Here is an 18,732-nt window from a genome sequence, read left to right as displayed (position 1 = left end):
CACCCGCGGCAGCGCAGCGCTGCGCATGGCGGCCGCAGCCGGAGCGGCGCAACGGGGTGATCTTGATGGTGCGCACGGCGCACCCTGCGGGAGTCAGGCATGAATTTGTCGGCCCCCTTCATCCTCCGCCCGGTCGCCACCCTGCTGCTGAGTCTGGCGATCCTGCTGGCCGGGGCGCTGAGCTTCGGCCTGCTGCCGGTGTCGCCGCTGCCGCAGATGGACTTCCCGGTGATCACCGTGCAGGCCAGCCTGCCCGGCGCCAGCCCGCAGGTGATGGCCTCCAGCGTGGCCACGCCGCTGGAACGCTCGCTCGGCACCATCGCCGGCATCAGCCAGATGACCAGCCGCAGCAGCCAGGGCTCGACGCGGATCATCCTGCAGTTCGAGCTGGGCCGCGACATCAACGCCGCCGCCCGCGAGGTGCAGGCGGCGATCAATGCGGCGCGCAACCTGCTGCCCAGCGCCATGCGCAGCATGCCCACCTACCGCAAGGTCAACCCGTCGCAGGCGCCGATCATGCTGCTGTCGCTGACCTCCGACGTGTTGGAGAAGGGCGCGCTGTACGACTTCGCCTCGACCATCATCGCCCAGAAGCTGTCCCAGGTGCCGGGCGTCGGCGAGGTGCAGATCGGCGGCAGCTCGCTGCCGGCGGTGCGCGTTGAACTGCAGCCGCGCCTGCTCGAACAGTACGGCCTGGCCCTCGACGACGTGCGCCAGACCATCAGCGACGCCAACGTGCGCGGTCCCAAGGGCGCGCTGGAAGCCGGCGCGCGCCACTGGCAGCTGGCCAGCAACGACCAGCTGGACAAGGCCGCCGATTACCTGCCGCTGATCATCCGCCACCAGGACGGCGCGGCGATCCGCCTGGGCGACGTGGCCACGGTGCGCGACAGCGTGGAGAACCGCTACAACAGCGGCTTCTACAACGACGAGCAGGCGGTGCTGCTGGTGGTCAACCGCCAGGCCGGCGCCAACATCATCGAGACCATCGAGGGCATCCGCGCCGAACTGCCGGCGCTGCGCGCGGTGCTGCCGGGCAGCGCCGAACTGGCGGTGGCGATGGATCGCTCGCCGACCATCCGCGCCACCCTGCACGAGGCCGAGCGCACCCTGCTGATCGCCGTCGGCCTGGTGATCCTGGTGGTGCTGGCCTTCCTCGGCCACTGGCGCGCCGCGCTGATCCCGGCGCTGGCGGTGCCGGTGTCGCTGGTCGGCAGCTTCGCCGCCATGCACCTCTTGGGCTTCTCGCTGAACAACCTGTCGCTGATGGCGCTGATCATCGCCACCGGCCTGGTGGTCGACGACGCCATCGTGGTGCTGGAGAACATCTCCCGTCACATCGAGGCCGGCGAGAAGCCGCTGGCCGCCGCGCTCAAGGGCTCGCGCGAGGTCGGCTTCACCCTGCTGTCGATGAACGTGTCGCTGGTGGCGGTTTTCCTCTCCATCCTGTTCATGGGCGGCATCGTCGAGCGGCTGTTCCGCGAGTTCTCCATCACCCTGACGGTGGCCATCGTCATCTCCCTGTTGGTGTCGCTGACCCTGACGCCGATGCTCTGCGCGCGCTGGCTGCGCGCCGAGAATCGCGAGCGCGCGCCCAACCGCCTGCAGCGCCTGGGCCACCGGGTGCAGGAAGGGGTGCTGGCGTTCTACCGCACCAGCCTGGAGTGGGCGCTGCGCCATTCGCTGCTGACCCTGCTCAGCCTGCTGGCGACCATCGCCCTCAACGTCTGGCTGTTCGTCAGCGTGCCGAAGACCTTCATGCCGCAGCAGGACACCGGCCAACTGATCGGCATGGTGCGCGGCGACGACGGCCTGTCGTTCCAGGTCATGCAGCCGAAGATGGAGGTCTTCCGCCGCGCGGTGCTCAGGGACCCGGCGGTGGAGAGCGTGGCCGGCTTCATCGGCGGCGACGGCGGGATCAACAACGCCTTCATGATCGTGCGCCTCAAGCCCATGGCCGAGCGCGGCGTCAGCGCCCAGCAGGTGGCCGAGCGCCTGCGCCGCAGCCTGCCCAGGGTGCCCGGCGCCCAGCTGTTCCTGATGCCCGACCAGGACCTGCGCTTCGGCGCCCGCGAGGGCGGCAGCTCGGAGAACGAGTACGTGCTGCTGGCCAGCGAGCTGGACGACCTGCGCACCTGGATGCCGAAGGTGCGCGACGCGCTGAAGACCCTGCCGGAGCTGACCGACATCGACGCCAACGAAGGCGAGGGCGCCCAGCAGATCACCCTGGTGGTCGACCGCGACGCCGCCAAGCGCCTCGGCGTGGACATGAGCATGGTCACCGCGCTGCTCAACAACGCCTTCAGCCAGCGCCAGGTGTCGACCATCTACGAGAGCCTCAACCAGTACAGCGTGGTGATGGAGATCGACCCGCAGTACGCCCAGCACCCCGAGGTGCTCGACCAGGTGCGCCTGGTCGGAAGCGATGGCCAGCTGGTGCCGCTGTCGAGCTTCGCCCGCTGGGAGCGCAGCCTGGAGGAGGACCGCGTGCAGCACGACGGTGCCTTCGCCGCCGAGAGCATCAACTTTTCCCTGGCCGAGGGCGTGAGCCTCGAGCAGGCCAGCACCGCCATCGACCAGGCGGTGGCGCGCATCGGCCTGCCCACCGAGGTGCAGGGCAAGATGGGCGGCACCGGCGGCGCCTTCCAGCAGAGCCAGCAGTCGCAGCCCTTGATGATCCTCGGCGCGCTGCTGCTGGTGTACATCGTCCTCGGCATCCTCTACGAGAGCTACATCCACCCGCTGACCATTCTCTCCACCCTGCCGTCGGCCGGGGTCGGCGCGCTGCTGGCGATCCAGCTCACCGGCGGGCAGTTCAGCCTGATCTCGCTGCTCGGCCTGTTCCTGCTGATCGGCGTGGTGAAGAAGAACGCCATCCTGATGATCGACCAGGCCCTGCAGCTGGAGCGCAGCGAGCGGCTCAGCCCGCAGGAGTCGATCCGCCGCGCCTGCCTGCTGCGCTTCCGGCCGATCGTGATGACCACCCTGGCGGCCATCCTCGGCGCGCTGCCGCTGCTGCTCGGCGCCGCCGAGGGCGCGGAGATGCGCCAGCCGCTGGGCCTGACCATCGTCGGCGGGCTGATCCTCAGCCAACTGCTCACCCTCTACACCACCCCGGTGGTCTACCTGTACCTCGACCGCCTGCGCCACCGCGTCAACCGCTGGCGCGGCGTGCGCAGCGATGCCGCATTGGAAGCTCCGTTATGACCGTCCCCGTCTACAGATTTGCCACCCCTGTTGGGGCGAATTCATTCGCCCGCCGGATCAAGGCGAACAAATTCGCCCCTACGTTGCTGCTGGCGCTCGCCATGAGCGGTTGCGCCATCGGCCCGGACTACCAGCGTCCCGAGCTGAACACCCCGGCGGCGTTCAAGCAGGCCGCAGGCTGGAAGGCCGCCGAGCCGGCCGACGCCCTGGCGCGCGGCGCCTGGTGGGAGCTGTACGGCGACGCCACCCTCAACGCGCTGCAGCAGCGTCTGCAGCAGTCCAACCAGAGCCTGGCGCAGTCGCTGGCGCAGTACCGCGAGGCCCAGGCGCTGGTGCGCGGCACCCGCGCCTCGTTCTTCCCGTCGCTGAGCGGCAACGCCAGCAAGACCCGCTCCGGACAGGGCACCGGGCAGAGCACGGTGCGCCTGGCCGACGGCTCGACGGTGACCAGCGGCGTCAGCGGTGGCGGGATTTCCAAGAGCTACGACCTGACCTTCGGCGTCAACTGGGAGCTCGACCTGTGGGGCAAGCTGCGCCGCCAGCTGGAAGCGGACAACGCCAGCCTGTCGGCCAGCGCCGCCGATCTCGCCGCGGTACGCCTGAGCCTGCAGTCCGAGCTGGCGCAGAACTACCTGCAATTGCGCGTGCTCGACGAGCAGCAGCGCCTGCTGGACGCCACGGTGGCTGCCTACGCCCGCTCGCTCAAACTCACCGAGAACCAGTACCAGGCCGGCATCGTGCCCAAGTCCGACGTCACCCAGGCGCGCACCCAGCTCAAGAGCACCGAGGCGCAGGCCATCGACCTCAGGTACCAGCGCGCCCAGCTCGAGCACGCCATCGCCGTGCTGGTCGGCGTGCCGCCCGCCGAGTTCGAGCTGGCCGCGGTGGACGGTGTGCCGTCGCTGCCCGAGGTGCCGGTCAGCGTGCCCTCGGTGCTGCTCGAGCGGCGTCCGGACGTGGCCAGCGCCGAGCGCGCGGTGATGAGCGCCAACGCCGAGATCGGCGTGGCTCGGGCCGCCTGGTTCCCCAGCCTGAATCTGAGCGCCGCCGGCGGTTATCGCGGCGACACCTTCGGCCAGTGGATCAACACGCCCAACCGCTTCTGGTCGATCGGCCCGGAGTTCGCCATGACCCTGTTCGACGCCGGACTGATCCGCTCGCAGGTCGACCAGGCCGAGGCGCGCTACGACCAGACCGTCGCCGCCTACCGGCAGACCGTGTTGGACAGCTTCCGCGAGGTGGAGGACTACCTGGTGCAGCTGCGCGTGCTGGAGGAGGAGAGCGGCGTGCAGCAGGAGGCGCTGGACGCCGCCCGCGAGTCGCTGCGTCTGATAGAGAACCAGTACAAGGCCGGCACCATCGACTACAACAGCGTGGTCAGCGTGCAGACCGCGGCGCTGTCCAACGAGCGCAGCCACCTGACCCTGCTCGGCAGCCGGCTGACCGCCAGCGTGCAGCTGATCGCCGCGCTGGGTGGTGGCTGGCAGGGCGTCGCGGCGGAGCAGGGCGTGACTGACTAGCAGGGGAAATGCATCCGGCCCCGCTGAACGGCGACTTCCGCGCAAAAAAAATGATAAAACTGCCGTTCAGCACAAAAAATCCTGGCGAGGCACAAAAAATCCGCTGTGCTGGCCGGCATTCAAGAGGGAACTGAACCATGCAACCCGTCGGTTACAGCCGCTTGCTTCAGGAGCCGACAGTCAGGGCGCTTGCGCCCGTGCGCCTGGCCGAGATCCGCACGGTCACCCGCAAGGAAGTGATCGGCCAGACCATGGCCATTCCGGCCAGCATGGCACCTGCGGCCGACGACCTTCTCGGGCACCTGCTGTTCGCCCTCAAGCACGAGGGCATCGACCTGGCGATCCTGGCCCAGGCCCTGCCGCTGATTGCCGAGCCGGTGATCCGCGCGGCCATCGACGCCAGTCCCTCAAGCCAGTACCTGCGCAAGGCCTGCTACCTGTGGGAGCACTTCACCGGCCAATGCATCCAGCGCCACAGCGACAGCCTGCGTACCGCCTATGTGCCACTGTTCGACCCCGCCCAGTACATCACCGCCGCTGGAGAAAAGAACAGCCGCTGGCGGGTGCTGTTCAACGGCATCGGCAACCTCGACTACTGCATCACCCTGCGCCGCACCGACGAGTTGCAGGCACTGCTCGACCGCAACCTGCTGCAGCAGGCAACCGAATTCAGCGAATCGCTGCCTCGCGACATCCTGAGCCGTGCCTTGGCCTGGGCGTACCTGCACGAAACCCGTGACTCCTACGCCATCGAAAAAGAAAGCCCCAGCGAGGACAAGGCCAGCCGCTTCGTCAACCTGCTGAAGCAGGCTCACCAGCCCCGTTCGCTGGACGAGGAGTACCTGGTCGAGCTGCAGAATGCGGTGATCAGCAACGTCTATGCCCTCGCGGCGGCCTTCCGCCACGAACAGAATTACCTGAGCAACGGCCTGCGCGGTGCGCTCGGCGTCACCTATGTGCCGCCAGCGCCTGAACTGGGGCGCGAACTGATGGTGCAACTGATGCAACTGGCCAATCAACCGCCAGAGGATCTCGATCCACTGCTGCTGGCCAGCGTTGTGTCCTTCGGTTTCGTCTTCATCCATCCCTTCATGGATGGCAACGGCCGCCTGTCACGCTTCCTGTTCCATCAGGTGCTCTGCCAGCGCGGTGCGCTCAAGCACGGCCTGCTGCTGCCGGTATCCGTGGTGCTGCGCCAGAACGAGGCCGATTACCTGGCTACCCTGCAGGGCTTTTCCGAACCGGCACGGCGTTTCTGGGAGGTGACCTTCATCGACGAGGGCCAGTTCGCCTTCGATTTCACCGGCCACCCCGCGTTGTACCGCTACTGGGATGGCACTGCCTGCGCCGAATTCATGCTGCGCGCCACCGAGCAGGCACTCGAACGCCACCTCAAGGAAGAAACCCTGTTTCTCAACCGCTACGACGCCATATACCGGCGTATCGATCAGCAGTTCGACATTCCCAACAGCGTCCTGTCGCGGCTGGTGATGTTCTGCCTTGACCAGAACGGCAAGCTCTCGCTGAACCGCCGCAAGCAATACCAGTACCAGGTGCCCGAAGCGGTCTTCGATGCCCTGGAATCTGCCTGGCGGGAAGTGCTGGACCAGCCTTGAAAACAGGGCAGTCATCGATGCCTTGAACTGCCGGTTGGTGCGTGCGGAAGGAGGCTCAGCTGCTCCCGGCCGCGCCGGGCCTGTTCAGGAGCGGGTCATGTCGAACTGAAGACGCTTCGGCAGTCGCGTGCTTTCTGCGCTAGCTTTGATGGCGGAGGTGGTGTCTGGCTGCCGCCCCGGCGATGACTTGCAAGGGCGCCGCGTCCGCAACGGAGCGACCATGAAAGAGAAAGAACTCCGCCTGGCGCTGGTGTTCTTCGGCGGGGTGTCCCTCGCGGTGTACCAGCACGGCATCAACCGGGAAATCCTCAACCTGGTGCGCGCCTCCAAGCTCTATCACGGTGCGCGCGACGGCGAGGAGGCGGACGCCGCCGCGCGCAGTTTCCACGACCATTACCCCGACGAGCCGGAGCGCTCCACCGGCGACATCTACCGCGAATTCCTCGAGATCCTCGGCAAGGACATCGCCCTGCGGGTGATCGTCGACGTCATCGCCGGCTCCTCGGCCGGCGGCATCAACGGCATCACCCTGTCCGCCGCCCTGGCCCATGACCGCTCGCTGATGCCGATCACCAGCATGTGGCTGGAGCAGGCCGACATGCTCGGCCTGCTGGCCCCGGAGGCCAGGGCGCGGATGTGGAGCAAGTGGTATTTCTGGCCGCTGCTGCGCCCGCTGCTGGCCCGCCTCGGCCGCGAGGGCCTGCTGCCGGGGCAGGCCGACGCAGAGATGGCCAAGCGTATCTCGGTGTTCCTGCGCTCGCGCTGGTTCAAGCCGCCGCTCGACGGGCGCCGGCTGAGCACGGTGATGCTCGACGGCCTGACGGCGATGAACAGCGCGACCACCACCTGGGAGTCGCTGCTGCCCAAGGGCGAGCGGCTCGACCTGCTGGTCACGGTAACCGACTTCCGCGGCCTGGAGCGGCCGATCTTCATCCACGACCCGCCGGTGGCCTACGAGCGCGAACACCGCCACCTGCTGCGCTTCGCCCTCGAGCACCGCAAGACCGGCCACCTGCTCAGCGACTTCGACGCCGACAGCTTTCCCTCGCTGGCCTTCGCCGGACGGGCCTCGGCGTCCTATCCCGGGGCGTTTCCGCCCGCCCAGCTGCGCGAGCTGGACGACCTACTGGCCGAGCGGCACATGCCCTGGCCGGCGCGCTCGCGCTTCGTGGCGAACAACTTCCGCGACTATCAGGAACGCGGCGAGAACCCCGAGGACGCGGTGCTGGTCGACGGCAGCGTGCTCGACAACAAGCCGATCATGGCCTGCGTCGAGGCGATCCACACCCACGGCGCGCTGCGCGAGGTGGACCGTCGCCTGGTGTACATCGACCCGCATCCGAAAGGCACCCGGCGGCTGCCGGGGGCGGGGGTGCCCGGTTTCTTCGCCACCCTGCGCGGCGCCCTCAGCGACCTGCCGCGCCAGGACCCGGTGTACAACGAACTGGCGACGATCAGCCGCTACAACGTGCAGGCCCGCCGGCTCAAGGCAGCGATCCTGCATGCCCGGCCGCAGATCGCCCGGCTGATCGAGCAGGAAACCGCCGGCAAGCTCACCAGCGGCTTCAGCGTCGACGATCTGCGCCACTGGCGGCTGCTCTCGATCACCCTGCTGTCGGGCACGGCGATCGTCTACGACGCCTGGATGCGTGCGCTGATCTTCGAGGCGCTGGATTTCGTCGGCCGCCTGATCGCCACGGCCTGCCAGTACACCGCCGATTCGCCGCAGGCGCGTCGGGTGCAGGAGGTGATCGAGGCCTGGGCCGGCCAGCAGGGCATCATCGCCGAGTCCTACAAGATGCCCGAAAAGCTCTACAGCAACCTCGACCTGCCGCTGTTCGCGCGGATGATCCTCGACTTCGGGCTGATCTACAAAAGGCGCCGGCTGAACTTCGTCCTCCACGAGATCAACGACCTGTATCCCGACCTGAGCAGCGGCAAGGGCGCCGAGGCCGCCTCCGAGGCGCTCGACCTGCTGAAGATCAAGATCCACAAGTGCGTCGGCGAGCTGGCGGTCTACGATGACCTCGACTTCCTCAGTCGCCACGCGGTGAGCGCCTGCCGCGAGCTGTTCATGGCCGAGGAGGGCGAGGGGGCGGCGCTCACGGCAGAGACCATGGCGACCGATCCCGAGGCCTGCGCCGAGGTCTCCCGCCTGGTCGAGCGTCTGGCCCAGGAGTGCGACATGGCGCGCACGGTCGACAACGTCGACGCGGTGCTGGCTTCGCCGCTGGTGCAGAACCTGCCGGAGGCGAGCCGCATCGCCATCCTCACCGGCTACCTGGGCTATTTCTTCTGGGACATCATCCTGCGCCCGACGGCCAGCGCGCTGGCGCTGGAGGCCGGGCCGATCGAGGAGATCCTGGTCGACCGCATCAGTCCGGAGGACGCCAGCAGCATCGTGCTCGACGACGGCAAGCCGGTGCTGCTCGGCAGCTCCTTCGCCGGCTTCGGCGGCTTCCTCGGCCGCGCGGTGCGCGAGAACGACTACCTGTGGGGGCGCCTGCACGCGGTGGACCGCCTGTTCGACATCCTGCTGAGCACGGTGCCGGCCAACCTGCGCGCCAACCTGGCGGTCGATGCGCTGAAGAAGCGTGCCTTCGAGCGGGTGCTGGAGGAGGAGCGGCAACGCCTGGGGCTGGTGCGGGGCCTGGTCGACCGCATCGGCGAGGTGGTCGGGCGGCTGTAGCCCGTGGCGCCGCTGCGCGCCGGGGCCGGGTTCCGGGTGCGCTGGTTGTGGGTGGGTTCGATTGGCAGTGCTGGTTTCCGGCGCCCTGCGGCGCACGCTTCACCCGGTGCTCGAGCATGAAAGAGAAAGAACTGCGGCTGGCCCTCGTGCTGTTCGGTGGCGTCTCGCTGGCGGTGTACCAGCATGGCATCAACCGCGAGATCCTCAACCTGGTGCGCGCCTCCAAGCTGCATCATGCGCCCGCCGGCGGCGATGCTGCCGGTTTTCACCAGCGCTATCCCGACGAGCCGGAGCGCTCGACCGGCGATGTGTATCTCCAGTTCCTGCAGATCCTCGGCAAGGACGTGGCGCTGCGGGTCATCGTCGACGTGATCGCCGGCTCATCGGCCGGGGCGATCAACGGCGTGAGCCTGGCCGCGGCACTGGCGCACGACCGCTCGCTCAAGCCGATCACCGACCTGTGGCTGGAACAGGCCGACATGCTCGGCCTGCTGGCGCCGGAAGCCCGGGCGCGGTTGTGGAGCAAGTGGTACGTCTGGCCGCTGATGCGTCCGCTGATGCGCCGGCTCGGCCGCGAGGGGCTGCTGCCCGGCGCCAGCAACCCCGACATCGCCAAGCGCATCTCGGTGTTCCTGCGCTCGCGCTGGTTCAAGCCGCCACTCGACGGCGCCCGCCTGGCTGGCCTGATCCTCGACGGTCTGCGGGCGATGGACGTCTCCACCGCGAAGTGGGAGTCGCTGCTGCCCAAGGGCGGCAGGCTCGATCTGCTGCTGACGGCGACCGACTTCCACGGCCTGGAGCGGCCCATCTTCATCCATGACCCGCCGGTGGCCCACGAGCGCGAGCACCGCCATCTGCTGCGCTTCGGCCTCGAGCATCGACGGACCGGGCATCTGCTCAGCGAGTTCACTGCCGACAACTTCCCCTCGCTGGCCTTCGCCGCCAGGGCCTCGGCCTCCTATCCGGGGGCGTTCCCGCCGGCGCGGATCCGCGAGATGGACGATCTGCTCGCCGCCCGGCACCTGCCCTGGCCGGCGCGCTCGCAGTTCCTCGAGAAGAATTTCCGCCACTACCGCGAGCGTGGCGAGAATCCCGAGGACGCGGTGCTGGTGGACGGCAGCATCCTCGACAACAAGCCGATCATGGCCTGCGTCGAGGCGATCCGGGTGCATGCGGCCTTCCGCGAGGTGGATCGCCGCCTGGTGTACGTCGATCCGCGGCCGAAGGGCCGGCGCAGAGCGGCCGGCTCCGGGGTGCCCGGCTTCTTCGCCACCCTGCGCGGGGCGCTGACCGACCTGCCCCGGCAGGATCCGGTGTACAACGAGCTGGCCATGCTCAGCCGGCACAACGTACAGGCCCGCCGGCTGAAAGAGGCGATCCTCAGCGCGCGCCCGCAGGTCGTCGAGCACCTCGAGGAGCAGACCCAGGGGCGTCTGAGTGGCAGCTTCACCCGGGATGACCTGCAGCACTGGCGGATGATCGGCTTCCGCCCGGTCCCCGGGCTGTTCATCGCCTATGACACCTGGATGCGCTCGCTTGCCTTCGAGGCGCTGGACTTCATCGTGCAGGTCATCTGCTGGGCCTGCCAGTACACTCCCGATTCACCCGAAGCGCGGCGCGTGCAGGAGATGATCGAGGCCTGGGCGCGGCAGATGGGCGTCATCAGCGCCACCTACCGGATCCCCGAGAACGCCTACAGGAACGAGGATCTGCCGCTGTTCTCCCGGGTGGTCACCGATTTCGGGGTGATCTACAAGCGCCGGCGGCTGAACTTCGTGCTGCACGAAATCAACGACCTGTACGCCCGGGTAGCCGAGGACGCCAACGCGGAGGCCGAGTCGGAAACCCTGGATCTGCTGAAGATGAAGATCCACAAGTGCTTGAGCGACCTGGCCTTCTGCGACGATCCGGACTTCCTCAGCCACCAGGCGGTGAGCGCCTGCCGGGCGATCTTCCGCCAGGACGAGGCCCGGCGGCAGTACTCGCCCGAGCTGATCCAGGGCGATCCGCTGGCCTGCGCCGAGCTGTCCCGGCTGATCGAGCGTCTGGCCGAGGAGTACGACCTCGCCCGGCATATCGACAGTTCCGACGCCGTGCTGGCCTCGCCGCAGTTCATGAAGCTGAGGCAGGCCAGCCGCATCGCGATCCTCACCGCGTATCTCGGCTACTTCTTCTGGGACATGATCCTGCGTCCGACCGCCACCGTCCTGTCGCGGGAGGCCGAGACCATCGAGGAGATCCTGGTCGACCGCATCAGCCCGGAAGATGCCCGCAGCATCGCCTTCGACGAGCGCAAGGAGGTGCTACTGGGCAGTTCCTTCGCCAGCTTCGGCGGTTTTCTCGGCCGCTCGATCCGCGAGAACGACTACCTGTGGGGGCGGCTGCACGCGGTGGACCGCCTGTTCGACATCCTGATCAGCACGGTTCCGGTCGCGCTGCGCGCGGGCTTCGACGTCACCGCGCTGAAGAAACGCGCGTTCGAGATCGTCCTCGAAGAGGAGCGCGCCGCGCTCGGCGGCGTGCAGGAGCTGATCGACCGGCTCGGCGAGTCGGTGAGCCGGCTGTAGCAGCCAGCGGGGGATTGCGAACGTGCGGGGCGCCCCGGTCTGGCCGGGGCGCCGCGGTCACAGCGAGCGGTTGGCCGCCTTGGCGGCGCGCATCACCACCGGGCCGATCTCGTCCTCGTAGCGCTGCCACACCGGCTGCATGGCGGCGCGCCAGGCGCTGCGCTCGGCGTCGCTGAGGGCGATGATCTGGCTGGTGCCGGCGGCGGCGATGCGCTGGCGGTGCTCGGCGTTCAGGCGCGCCGCCTCGCGGTTCACCGCAAGGGTCACTTCGTCGATGATGGCTTCCAGTTCGCTGCGGATCTCGTGGGGAATGCCGTACCAGAAGCGCGCGTTGCTGACCAGCATGTAGTCCAGCACGCCGTGGTTGGTCTCGCTGATGTAGGGCTGCACGCTGTGCAGCTGCTGGCTGTAGATGTTCGACCAGGGGTTCTCCGCCCCCTGCACCTGGCCGTTCTTCAGCGCGCCGGCGACCTCGGCGAACGGCAGCTTGACGCTGCGCGCCTGCAGCGCGGCGAACTGCGCTTCCAGCACCTGCGACGGCTGGATGCGGAAGCCGAGGCCCCTGGCGTCCTGCGGCAGCCGCAGCGGCCGGGTGGCCGACAGCTGCTTCATGCCGTTGTGCCAGTAGGCGAGGCCGACGATGTTGTGCTCGTGCATCGACATCAGCAGGTCGCGGCCGGTGGGCTTCTGCTGGAAGCGCGCCACCGCATCATGGTCGTCGAACAGGAACGGCAGGTCGAACACCTGCAGCTTGGGTGTGTACTGCTGGAACTTGGCCAGCGACGGCGCGAGCAGCTGCACCTCGCCGCGCTGCAGGGCGGCCAGCTCCTCGGCGTCGCCCAACAGCGAGGAGTTGCCGTGCACCTCCACTTTCACCCGGCCGGGCAGGCGTTGTTCGGCGAGCTGCTTGAACAGCAGGGCGCCGTGGCCCTTGGGGGTTTCGTCGGCGACCACGTGGGAGAAGCGGATGAGGATGGGTTCCTGATCGGCCGCCCGGGAGGCGCTGGCTGGCAGGAGTAGTCCCATGGAGAGGCACGCGGCTAGGATTGTCTTGAGCATGGTGGTTTCCCTGTTGTTCTGGTTGGTGCCCTTCGGGGCGGCCGCCGTGATCGCAATAGCTGTGCCAGACGGCCTGCCGAGGCCCGGGCGAGGGGGGAAAGGTGATGGGGATCACAAGCGGGTGGCGGATTCTCGCCATCGCCGCTCGCGGGCATGGCGGGAATCCGCCGCCTGTGACGCGACTCGGGCACGCCGCGCAGGCCGTGCTACGATCGGTCGCATGAAGAGGATGTTCATACCCGCGTCAGCCCTGCTGCTGGCCTTGGTCGCCGGCACTGCCGCGGCGGCCGAGGCGGAGCTAGAGGTGCTGCTCAGCCCCAGGCAGAAGGCCCTGCGCGAGAACGTCGAGGCCCACATCGGCACGCTGAACGGTCGGGATGCCGCCGCGCTGCGGCGCTTCGCGCGTTCCGCCGAGCGTTCGGCGGTCCAGGCACTGCAGGCGCTGGGCTACTACCACGGGCGGATCCGCAGCGAAGTGGTCGAGGAGGGCGACACGGCCGTGCTGCGCCTGCACATCGAGCAGGGCGAGCCGGTACGCCTGCGCAACGTGGAGGTCCGCGTGGAGGGCGAGGTGACCCGGCTGAAGAATTTCCGCCAGCCCGACAGCCCGCTGCTGCGTCCCGGTGCAGTGCTCAACCACGGCGCCTACGAGGACGCCAAGCGGCTGATCCGCAACCAGGCGCTGCGCTATGGCTTCTTCGAGGGCCAGTTCGTCGAGCAGAGCCTGTCGGTCGACCCCCAGGCCGGCGTCGCCGATATCCGCCTGGTCTATCGCAGCGGGCCGCGCTATCGCTTCGGCGCCATCAGCTTCAGCGGCGACACGCCGTTCGACGACCGGTTGCTACAGCGTCTGGTGCCGTTCCAGGCCGGCGAGGGTTACGACTCCGACCGTCTCGGCGAGCTCAACCGCGCGCTGGTCTCCACCAACTACTTCAGCGACGTGCGCATCGACGCCGCGCCTGAGCATGCGCAGGGCCAGGTCATCCCGGTGCAGGTCCAGCTGCAGGCGCGCCAGCCGCGCACCCTGGCCGCGGGCCTGGGCTATTCCACCGACGTCGGGCCGCGCCTGCGCGGAACCTGGACCCGCCACTGGCGCGGCGACCAGGGGCATCGCCTGGGGGCCGACTTCGAGTTCTCCAGCCCGCGGCAGAACCTCGGCACCTGGTACGAGATTCCCCTCGATCCGCCGCTCACCGAGAGCCTGCGCTTCACCACCGGCTACCAGATGGAAGACCTGGTGGACACCGAGAGCGAGCGCTTCACCCTCGGCACCCAGTGGCAGCACCAGCCGGAGAACGAATGGCAGCGCACCCTGTCGCTGCGCTGGGAGCAGGAGAACTTCCGCACCGGCGACGACGAGGGGCAGAGTAACCTGCTGCTGCCGGGCATCGCCTTCAGCCGCCTGCACAGCGACAACAAGGTCGATCCCAGTCGCGGCTACCGCCTGCAGCTGGACCTCACCGGTGCCCATCGGACCCTGCTGTCGGACGCCGACCTGTTGCACCTCAACCTGCAGGCCAAGGGCCTGATCACCCTGGGCGCCGGCCACCGCGTGCTCAGCCGGGTGCAGCTCGGCGGCATCGCCACCAACGCCTTCGAGCTGATTCCGCCGTCGCTGCGTTTCTTCGCCGGTGGCGACCAGAGCGTGCGCGGCTACGACTACCAGACCCTGTCGCCGCGCGACAGCGAGGGCGATCGGGTCGGTGGCCGCTACCTGGTGATCGGCAGCCTGGAGTACCAGTACCCGCTGCTCGAGCGCTGGCGCCTGGCCACCTTCGTCGACCACGGCAACGCCATCGACGGCTTCAGCGACCCGCTCAAGACCGGCGTCGGCATCGGCGTGCGCTGGGTGTCCCCGGTCGGCCCGATCCGCCTCGATCTCGCCCACGCCCTCGACCAGGACGAAGGCTCGGGCTTTCGCATCCACTTCTCCATGGGGCCCGAGCTGTGAGGCGCGGGCTGCGTTACGGCCTGCTGGCGCTGCTTCTGGCGCTGCTCGCCGTGCTCGCCGTGCTCGCTCTGCCGGCCAGCGAGCCAGGCAGCCGCTGGCTGCTCGCCCGCGTACCCGGGCTGACGGTCGAGGACTTCCGCGGGCGGCTGTTCGGCGACTGGACGGCCGCCAGCCTGCGTTGGCAGTCCGGCGCCAACCGCGTGCAGGTCGAGCAGGTGCGGGTGGTCAACCGCCTGGCCTGCCTGCGCGAGGGGGCGCTGTGTCTGGACGAGCTGGGCGCCGCGCGTCTGCAGCTCGACCTGCCGCCCGGCGAGCCGCCGGCCGCTGCCACCCCGCTGGCGCTGCCGGACATCCGTCTGCCGCTGGCCGTGCGCGTCGCCCGTCTGCAACTGGGCAGCCTGGTGGTCAACGGTGTCGAGCAGCTGCACGAGCTGGCGCTGTCGGCCAGCCTCGACCGCCAGGGCCTGCAGCTCGGCGCCGTCGACCTGCAACGCCCCGGCGTGCGTCTGAGCGTCAGCGAGCTGCGCCTGCAGCCGCATGGCGACTGGCCCCTGCAGGCGCGTGCCGGTCTGCAGCTGCCGGAGGTGGATGGCCGCCCCTGGCAGCTCGAGCTGACCCTGGACGGTCCGCTGCTGGGGCGTCTCGGGGTCGAGGTGCTCAGCCAGGGCTATCTGCCGGGGCGTCTGAGCGGCTGGCTGAGTCCGCTGGCCGAGGAGCTGCCGCTGCAGCTGACGCTGCAGGCCGATGACTTCCAGGCGCTCGCCAGTCTGCCGGCCAGCCTGGTGTTCCGCAGTCTGACCCTCGAGGCCAGCGGCAGCCTGCGCGCGGGCAGCGCGATCAGCGCTCGGGCGCAGCTGGCCGGTGCCGGGCAGCCGGTGGCCGTCGAGCTGCGGGGACGGGTCGAGACCACCCGCGCGCGGGTCGAGACGCTGCGCCTGACCGATGTTCGCGGCGAGCAGCTGACGCTTGCCGGCGACCTCGCCTGGGACGAAGCCTTCGCCGCCGACCTCGCGCTGCAGGGCAGCGCCTTCGACTGGCAGCAGCTGTATCCGCAGCCCGACGTGACGCTGGGGCTGCAGCAGTTGCAGGCCGCGCTGCAGTACGCCGACGGGCGCTACCGGGGCGATATCGATCTGCGCCTGCAGGGGCCGGCCGGCCCGCTGCGCCTGCGCACGCCGCTGCAGGGCGATCACGGCAGCCTGCGCCTGTCCGAGCTGCGTCTCGACGCCGGCCAGGGCCGCGGCGAAGGCGCGCTGGCGCTGCAGTTCGCCGAGGCGCTGGCCTGGCAGGCGCAACTGCGCCTGAGCGAACTCGATCCGGGCTACTGGCACAAGGACCTGCCCGGGCGCATCGGTGGCGAGCTGGCCAGCCAGGGCGAGGTGAAGGCGGATGGTCTGCACCTGAATGCCGACTGGAACCTCGGCGGACAGCTGCGGCGCCAGCCGCTGACGCTCAAGGGGCGCGTGCTCGCGGACGGTGCGCACTGGCAACTGCCGGAGCTGGCGCTGCGTCTGGGCGACAACCGTATCGACGGCGAAGGCGAATGGAATGGACGACTGGCCGCGCGCGCGCAGCTGGCCCTGACGCGGCTCGACCAGCTCTGGCCCGATCTGCGCGGCCAGCTGGAGGGCAACCTCCGGCTGGCCGGCAGCGTGCAGGCGCCGCAGGGCAGCCTGGCGCTCAGCGGTCAGCGCATCGGCTATGGCGAGCAGGCGCTGGCCGCCCTGCGCGTCGAGGCCGGCGTGGATGCCGGCCAGCGCGGCGAGTTGCGCATCTCCGCCAGCGGTCTGCGCAGCGGGAATACCGCCTACGGCCAGCTCGAGGTCAACGGCAGCGGCACCCTGGCACGCCATCAGCTCGCTCTCGGGTTGAGCGGCGAGCCCCTGCGCGTCGAGCTGGCGCTGGCCGGCGGGCTGCGCGGCGCGGACTGGCGCGGCAGCCTGGCGCGCGGCGATCTGGCCGTGGCCGGCATGGCCTGGCGGCTGCAGCAGCCGGCCAGCATCGAGCGCAGCGCCGCCGGCCGCCTGACCCTCGGCGCGCACTGCTGGCAATCCGAGCAGGCCCGCCTGTGCGCCGAGGCCCAGCGCCTGCAGCCCGAGCCGCAGCTGCGCCTGAGGCTACGCGACTTCGCCCTGGCCCGTCTGGGCGATGCCCTGCCCGATGGTGTTGCCCTGGCCGGCCAGTTGAACGGCGACCTGCGCGTCGATCTGCCCGCCGCCGGGCCACGAGGCGAAATCCGTCTGGATGCCGGCAGCGGGCGCCTGCGCCTGCGCGACCCGGCCAACGCCAACGGTGCCTGGCAGGAAATTCCCTACGAGAGCCTGCGCCTGACCAGCCGCCTGCAGCCCAGGCGCGTCGACAGCGAACTGCTGCTGGCCGGCCCGGGGCTCGGCACCCTGGCGCTGCAGGCCAACATCGACCCGCTGGCGGCGGGCCGGCCGCTGTCCGGCAGCTTCCGCATCGCAGGGCTCGACCTGGCGCTGGCCCGGGCGTTCGTGCCGCAGGTCGAGCGCCTCGACGGGCGTCTCGACGGTGATGGACGGCTGTCGGGCAGCCTGCTGGCGCCGGTGGTCGATGGCCGTCTGGCGCTGCGCGACGGCCACGTCGCCGGTGGCGAACTGCCGCTGAGCTTCGAGGCGTTGCAGCTGGGCATGACCATCGCCGGCCAGCAGGCCCAGCTCGATGGCCGCTGGCGCAGTGGCGAGCAGGGGCAGGGCAGCCTGACGGGCAGCCTGGACTGGAGCGGCGAACCACGCATGGACCTCAAGGTGCGCGGCAGCCGTCTGCCGGTGCAGGTCGAGCCCTATGCCAAGGTCGAGGTCGAGCCGGACCTCGAACTCGGCCTGCGCGGGCGACAGCTCGAACTGGGTGGCCAGCTGGCCATTCCCCGTGGCCAGATCAAGGTGCGCGAGTTGCCGGCCCAGGCGGTGACGGTTTCGGGGGATACGCAGATCGTCGGCGAGCAGCCGCGCGAGCCGGGCATGCCGGGGCTGAAGATGAACCTGCGCCTGCTGCTCGGCGACGACCGCCTGCGCTTCTCTGGCTTCGGCCTCACCGCCGATCTCAAGGGCCGCCTGCGCATCCGCGACAACCTCGACAGCAGCGGCTCCCTGCAACTGGAGAACGGCCGCTACCGCGCCTACGGCCAGCGCCTGACCCTGCGCCGCGCCCGGCTGATCTTCGCCGGGCCCATCGACCAGCCGCTGCTGGACATCGAGGCGATCCGCACCGTCGACGAGGTCACCGCCGGCCTGCGCCTGACCGGACGTGCCGACGCGCCGCTCAGCGAGGTGTTCTCCGAGCCGGCGATGAGCCAGGAGCAGGCGCTGTCCTACCTGGTGCTCGGCCGCGCTCCGGGCACCAGCGGCGAACAGAACATGGTCAGCCAGGCCGCCCTGGCCCTCGGCCTGGCCGGTGGCGGGCAGGTCGCCGGCGCCCTGGCCGAGCGCCTGGGCATCAAGGATTTTCTGCTCGACAGCGAAGGCAACGGCAGCGACAGCAGCGTGGTGGCCAGCGGCTACCTGTCGGACCGCCTGAGCCTGCGCTACGGCGTCGGCGTGTTCGAGACCGGCAACGTGTTCGCCCTGCGCTACGAGCTGAGCAAGAAGCTCTACCTGGAGGCCGCCAGCGGCCTGGCCAGCTCGCTGGACATCTTCTACAAGAAGGACTTCTAGTCGCCGAGGGGCTGGCCCGCATGCAGCGGGCACTCCGCCCGGGCGTCGGCGATTCCGTGCTCGAACTCCTCCAGGCCCCGATGGAGCGTCTGCAGCTCCGCGATCCGGCTGGCCAGCTGCTGCTTCTTGCGCGCTATCGCCTGCTGCGCCAGTTCCCAGGGAAAGTCCGGAGCCGGGGTATCGCCGAGGATCTCCCGCAGCTCCTTCAGCCTGAAGCCCAGCTGCTGGGCGCACTTGATGAAGCGCAGGGTGTCGATGCCGGCCTGATCGTAGATCCGGTACTTGCCCTGGCGCCGGGGCGGCGGTAGCAGGCCGAGCTGTTCGTAATGCCGAATGGTCTTGACCGTGGTGCCGGATAACTCGGCGGCCCTGCCGATGTACATGCTGCTGATCTCCCTGGAGTGCTTGACTCTGCCGCAAGGGGCCGACTTTACCCTGCCCAGCTTATT

The 18,732-nt window shown here is 69.4% G+C and carries 9 protein-coding genes; 7 read left to right on the top strand and 2 right to left on the bottom strand.

Going from position 1 to position 18,732, the window contains the following annotated elements; all coding sequences use genetic code 11:
- The first annotated feature begins 99 nt into the window (after window positions 1–99).
- The 5 genes from BLT78_RS07275 to BLT78_RS07255 all read left to right on the top strand — a co-directional run bounded on the left by BLT78_RS07275 (window position 100) and on the right by BLT78_RS07255 (window position 11,599).
- Window positions 100–3,207 (top strand): efflux RND transporter permease subunit, encoded by a 3,108-nt coding sequence (locus BLT78_RS07275; RefSeq protein WP_090348336.1) that lies wholly within the window; start codon window positions 100–102, stop codon window positions 3,205–3,207.
- On the top strand, window positions 3,204–4,727 hold the full coding sequence (locus BLT78_RS07270) for an efflux transporter outer membrane subunit (protein WP_090348335.1): 1,524 nt from the start codon (window positions 3,204–3,206) through the stop codon (window positions 4,725–4,727). The genes BLT78_RS07275 and BLT78_RS07270 overlap by 4 nt, the downstream gene beginning before the upstream one ends.
- A 137-nt stretch (window positions 4,728–4,864) precedes the next feature.
- Entirely contained in the window at window positions 4,865–6,343 is a 1,479-nt protein-coding gene (locus BLT78_RS07265; protein ID WP_090348334.1) for a Fic family protein, read from the top strand.
- A gap of 220 nt (window positions 6,344–6,563) precedes the next feature.
- The gene (locus BLT78_RS07260; protein WP_090348333.1) at window positions 6,564–9,032 is read left to right on the top strand and encodes a patatin-like protein; all 2,469 of its coding nucleotides are present in this window, start codon (window positions 6,564–6,566) and stop codon (window positions 9,030–9,032) included.
- Between the two features lie 116 nt (window positions 9,033–9,148).
- Complete coding sequence (locus tag BLT78_RS07255) at window positions 9,149–11,599, top strand: patatin-like protein (RefSeq protein ID WP_090348332.1); 2,451 nt, start codon at window positions 9,149–9,151, stop codon at window positions 11,597–11,599.
- Between the two features lie 57 nt (window positions 11,600–11,656).
- On the opposite strand, the gene BLT78_RS07250 is transcribed toward BLT78_RS07255, so the two are convergent.
- Window positions 11,657–12,658, bottom strand: coding sequence for a DctP family TRAP transporter solute-binding subunit (locus BLT78_RS07250; protein WP_090348331.1), 1,002 nt, complete (start codon window positions 12,656–12,658; stop codon window positions 11,657–11,659).
- Window positions 12,659–12,887: 229 nt separating this feature from the next.
- Between BLT78_RS07250 and BLT78_RS07245 the strand changes: the two genes are divergently transcribed.
- Window positions 12,888–14,609 carry an autotransporter assembly complex protein TamA gene (locus BLT78_RS07245; protein ID WP_090348330.1) on the top strand — a complete coding sequence of 574 codons (1,722 nt, stop codon included), beginning with the start codon at window positions 12,888–12,890 and terminating at the stop codon, window positions 14,607–14,609.
- A complete protein-coding gene (locus BLT78_RS07240) occupies window positions 14,606–18,283 on the top strand; it encodes a translocation/assembly module TamB domain-containing protein (protein WP_090348329.1) in 3,678 nt (1,225 codons plus the stop codon). The genes BLT78_RS07245 and BLT78_RS07240 overlap by 4 nt, the downstream gene beginning before the upstream one ends.
- Here the strand turns inward: BLT78_RS07240 and BLT78_RS07235 are convergent.
- Window positions 18,280–18,666, bottom strand: coding sequence for a MerR family transcriptional regulator (locus BLT78_RS07235; RefSeq protein WP_090348328.1), 387 nt, complete (start codon window positions 18,664–18,666; stop codon window positions 18,280–18,282). The genes BLT78_RS07240 and BLT78_RS07235 overlap by 4 nt on opposite strands.
- Window positions 18,667–18,732: the final 66 nt, after the last annotated feature.

The sequence above is a fragment of the Pseudomonas oryzae genome (genome assembly GCF_900104805.1).
Classification (GTDB): Bacteria; Pseudomonadota; Gammaproteobacteria; order Pseudomonadales; family Pseudomonadaceae; genus Geopseudomonas; species Geopseudomonas oryzae.
Note: the sequence above shows the minus strand (reverse complement) of the source record. Positions and strands in the feature narration are given on the sequence as shown.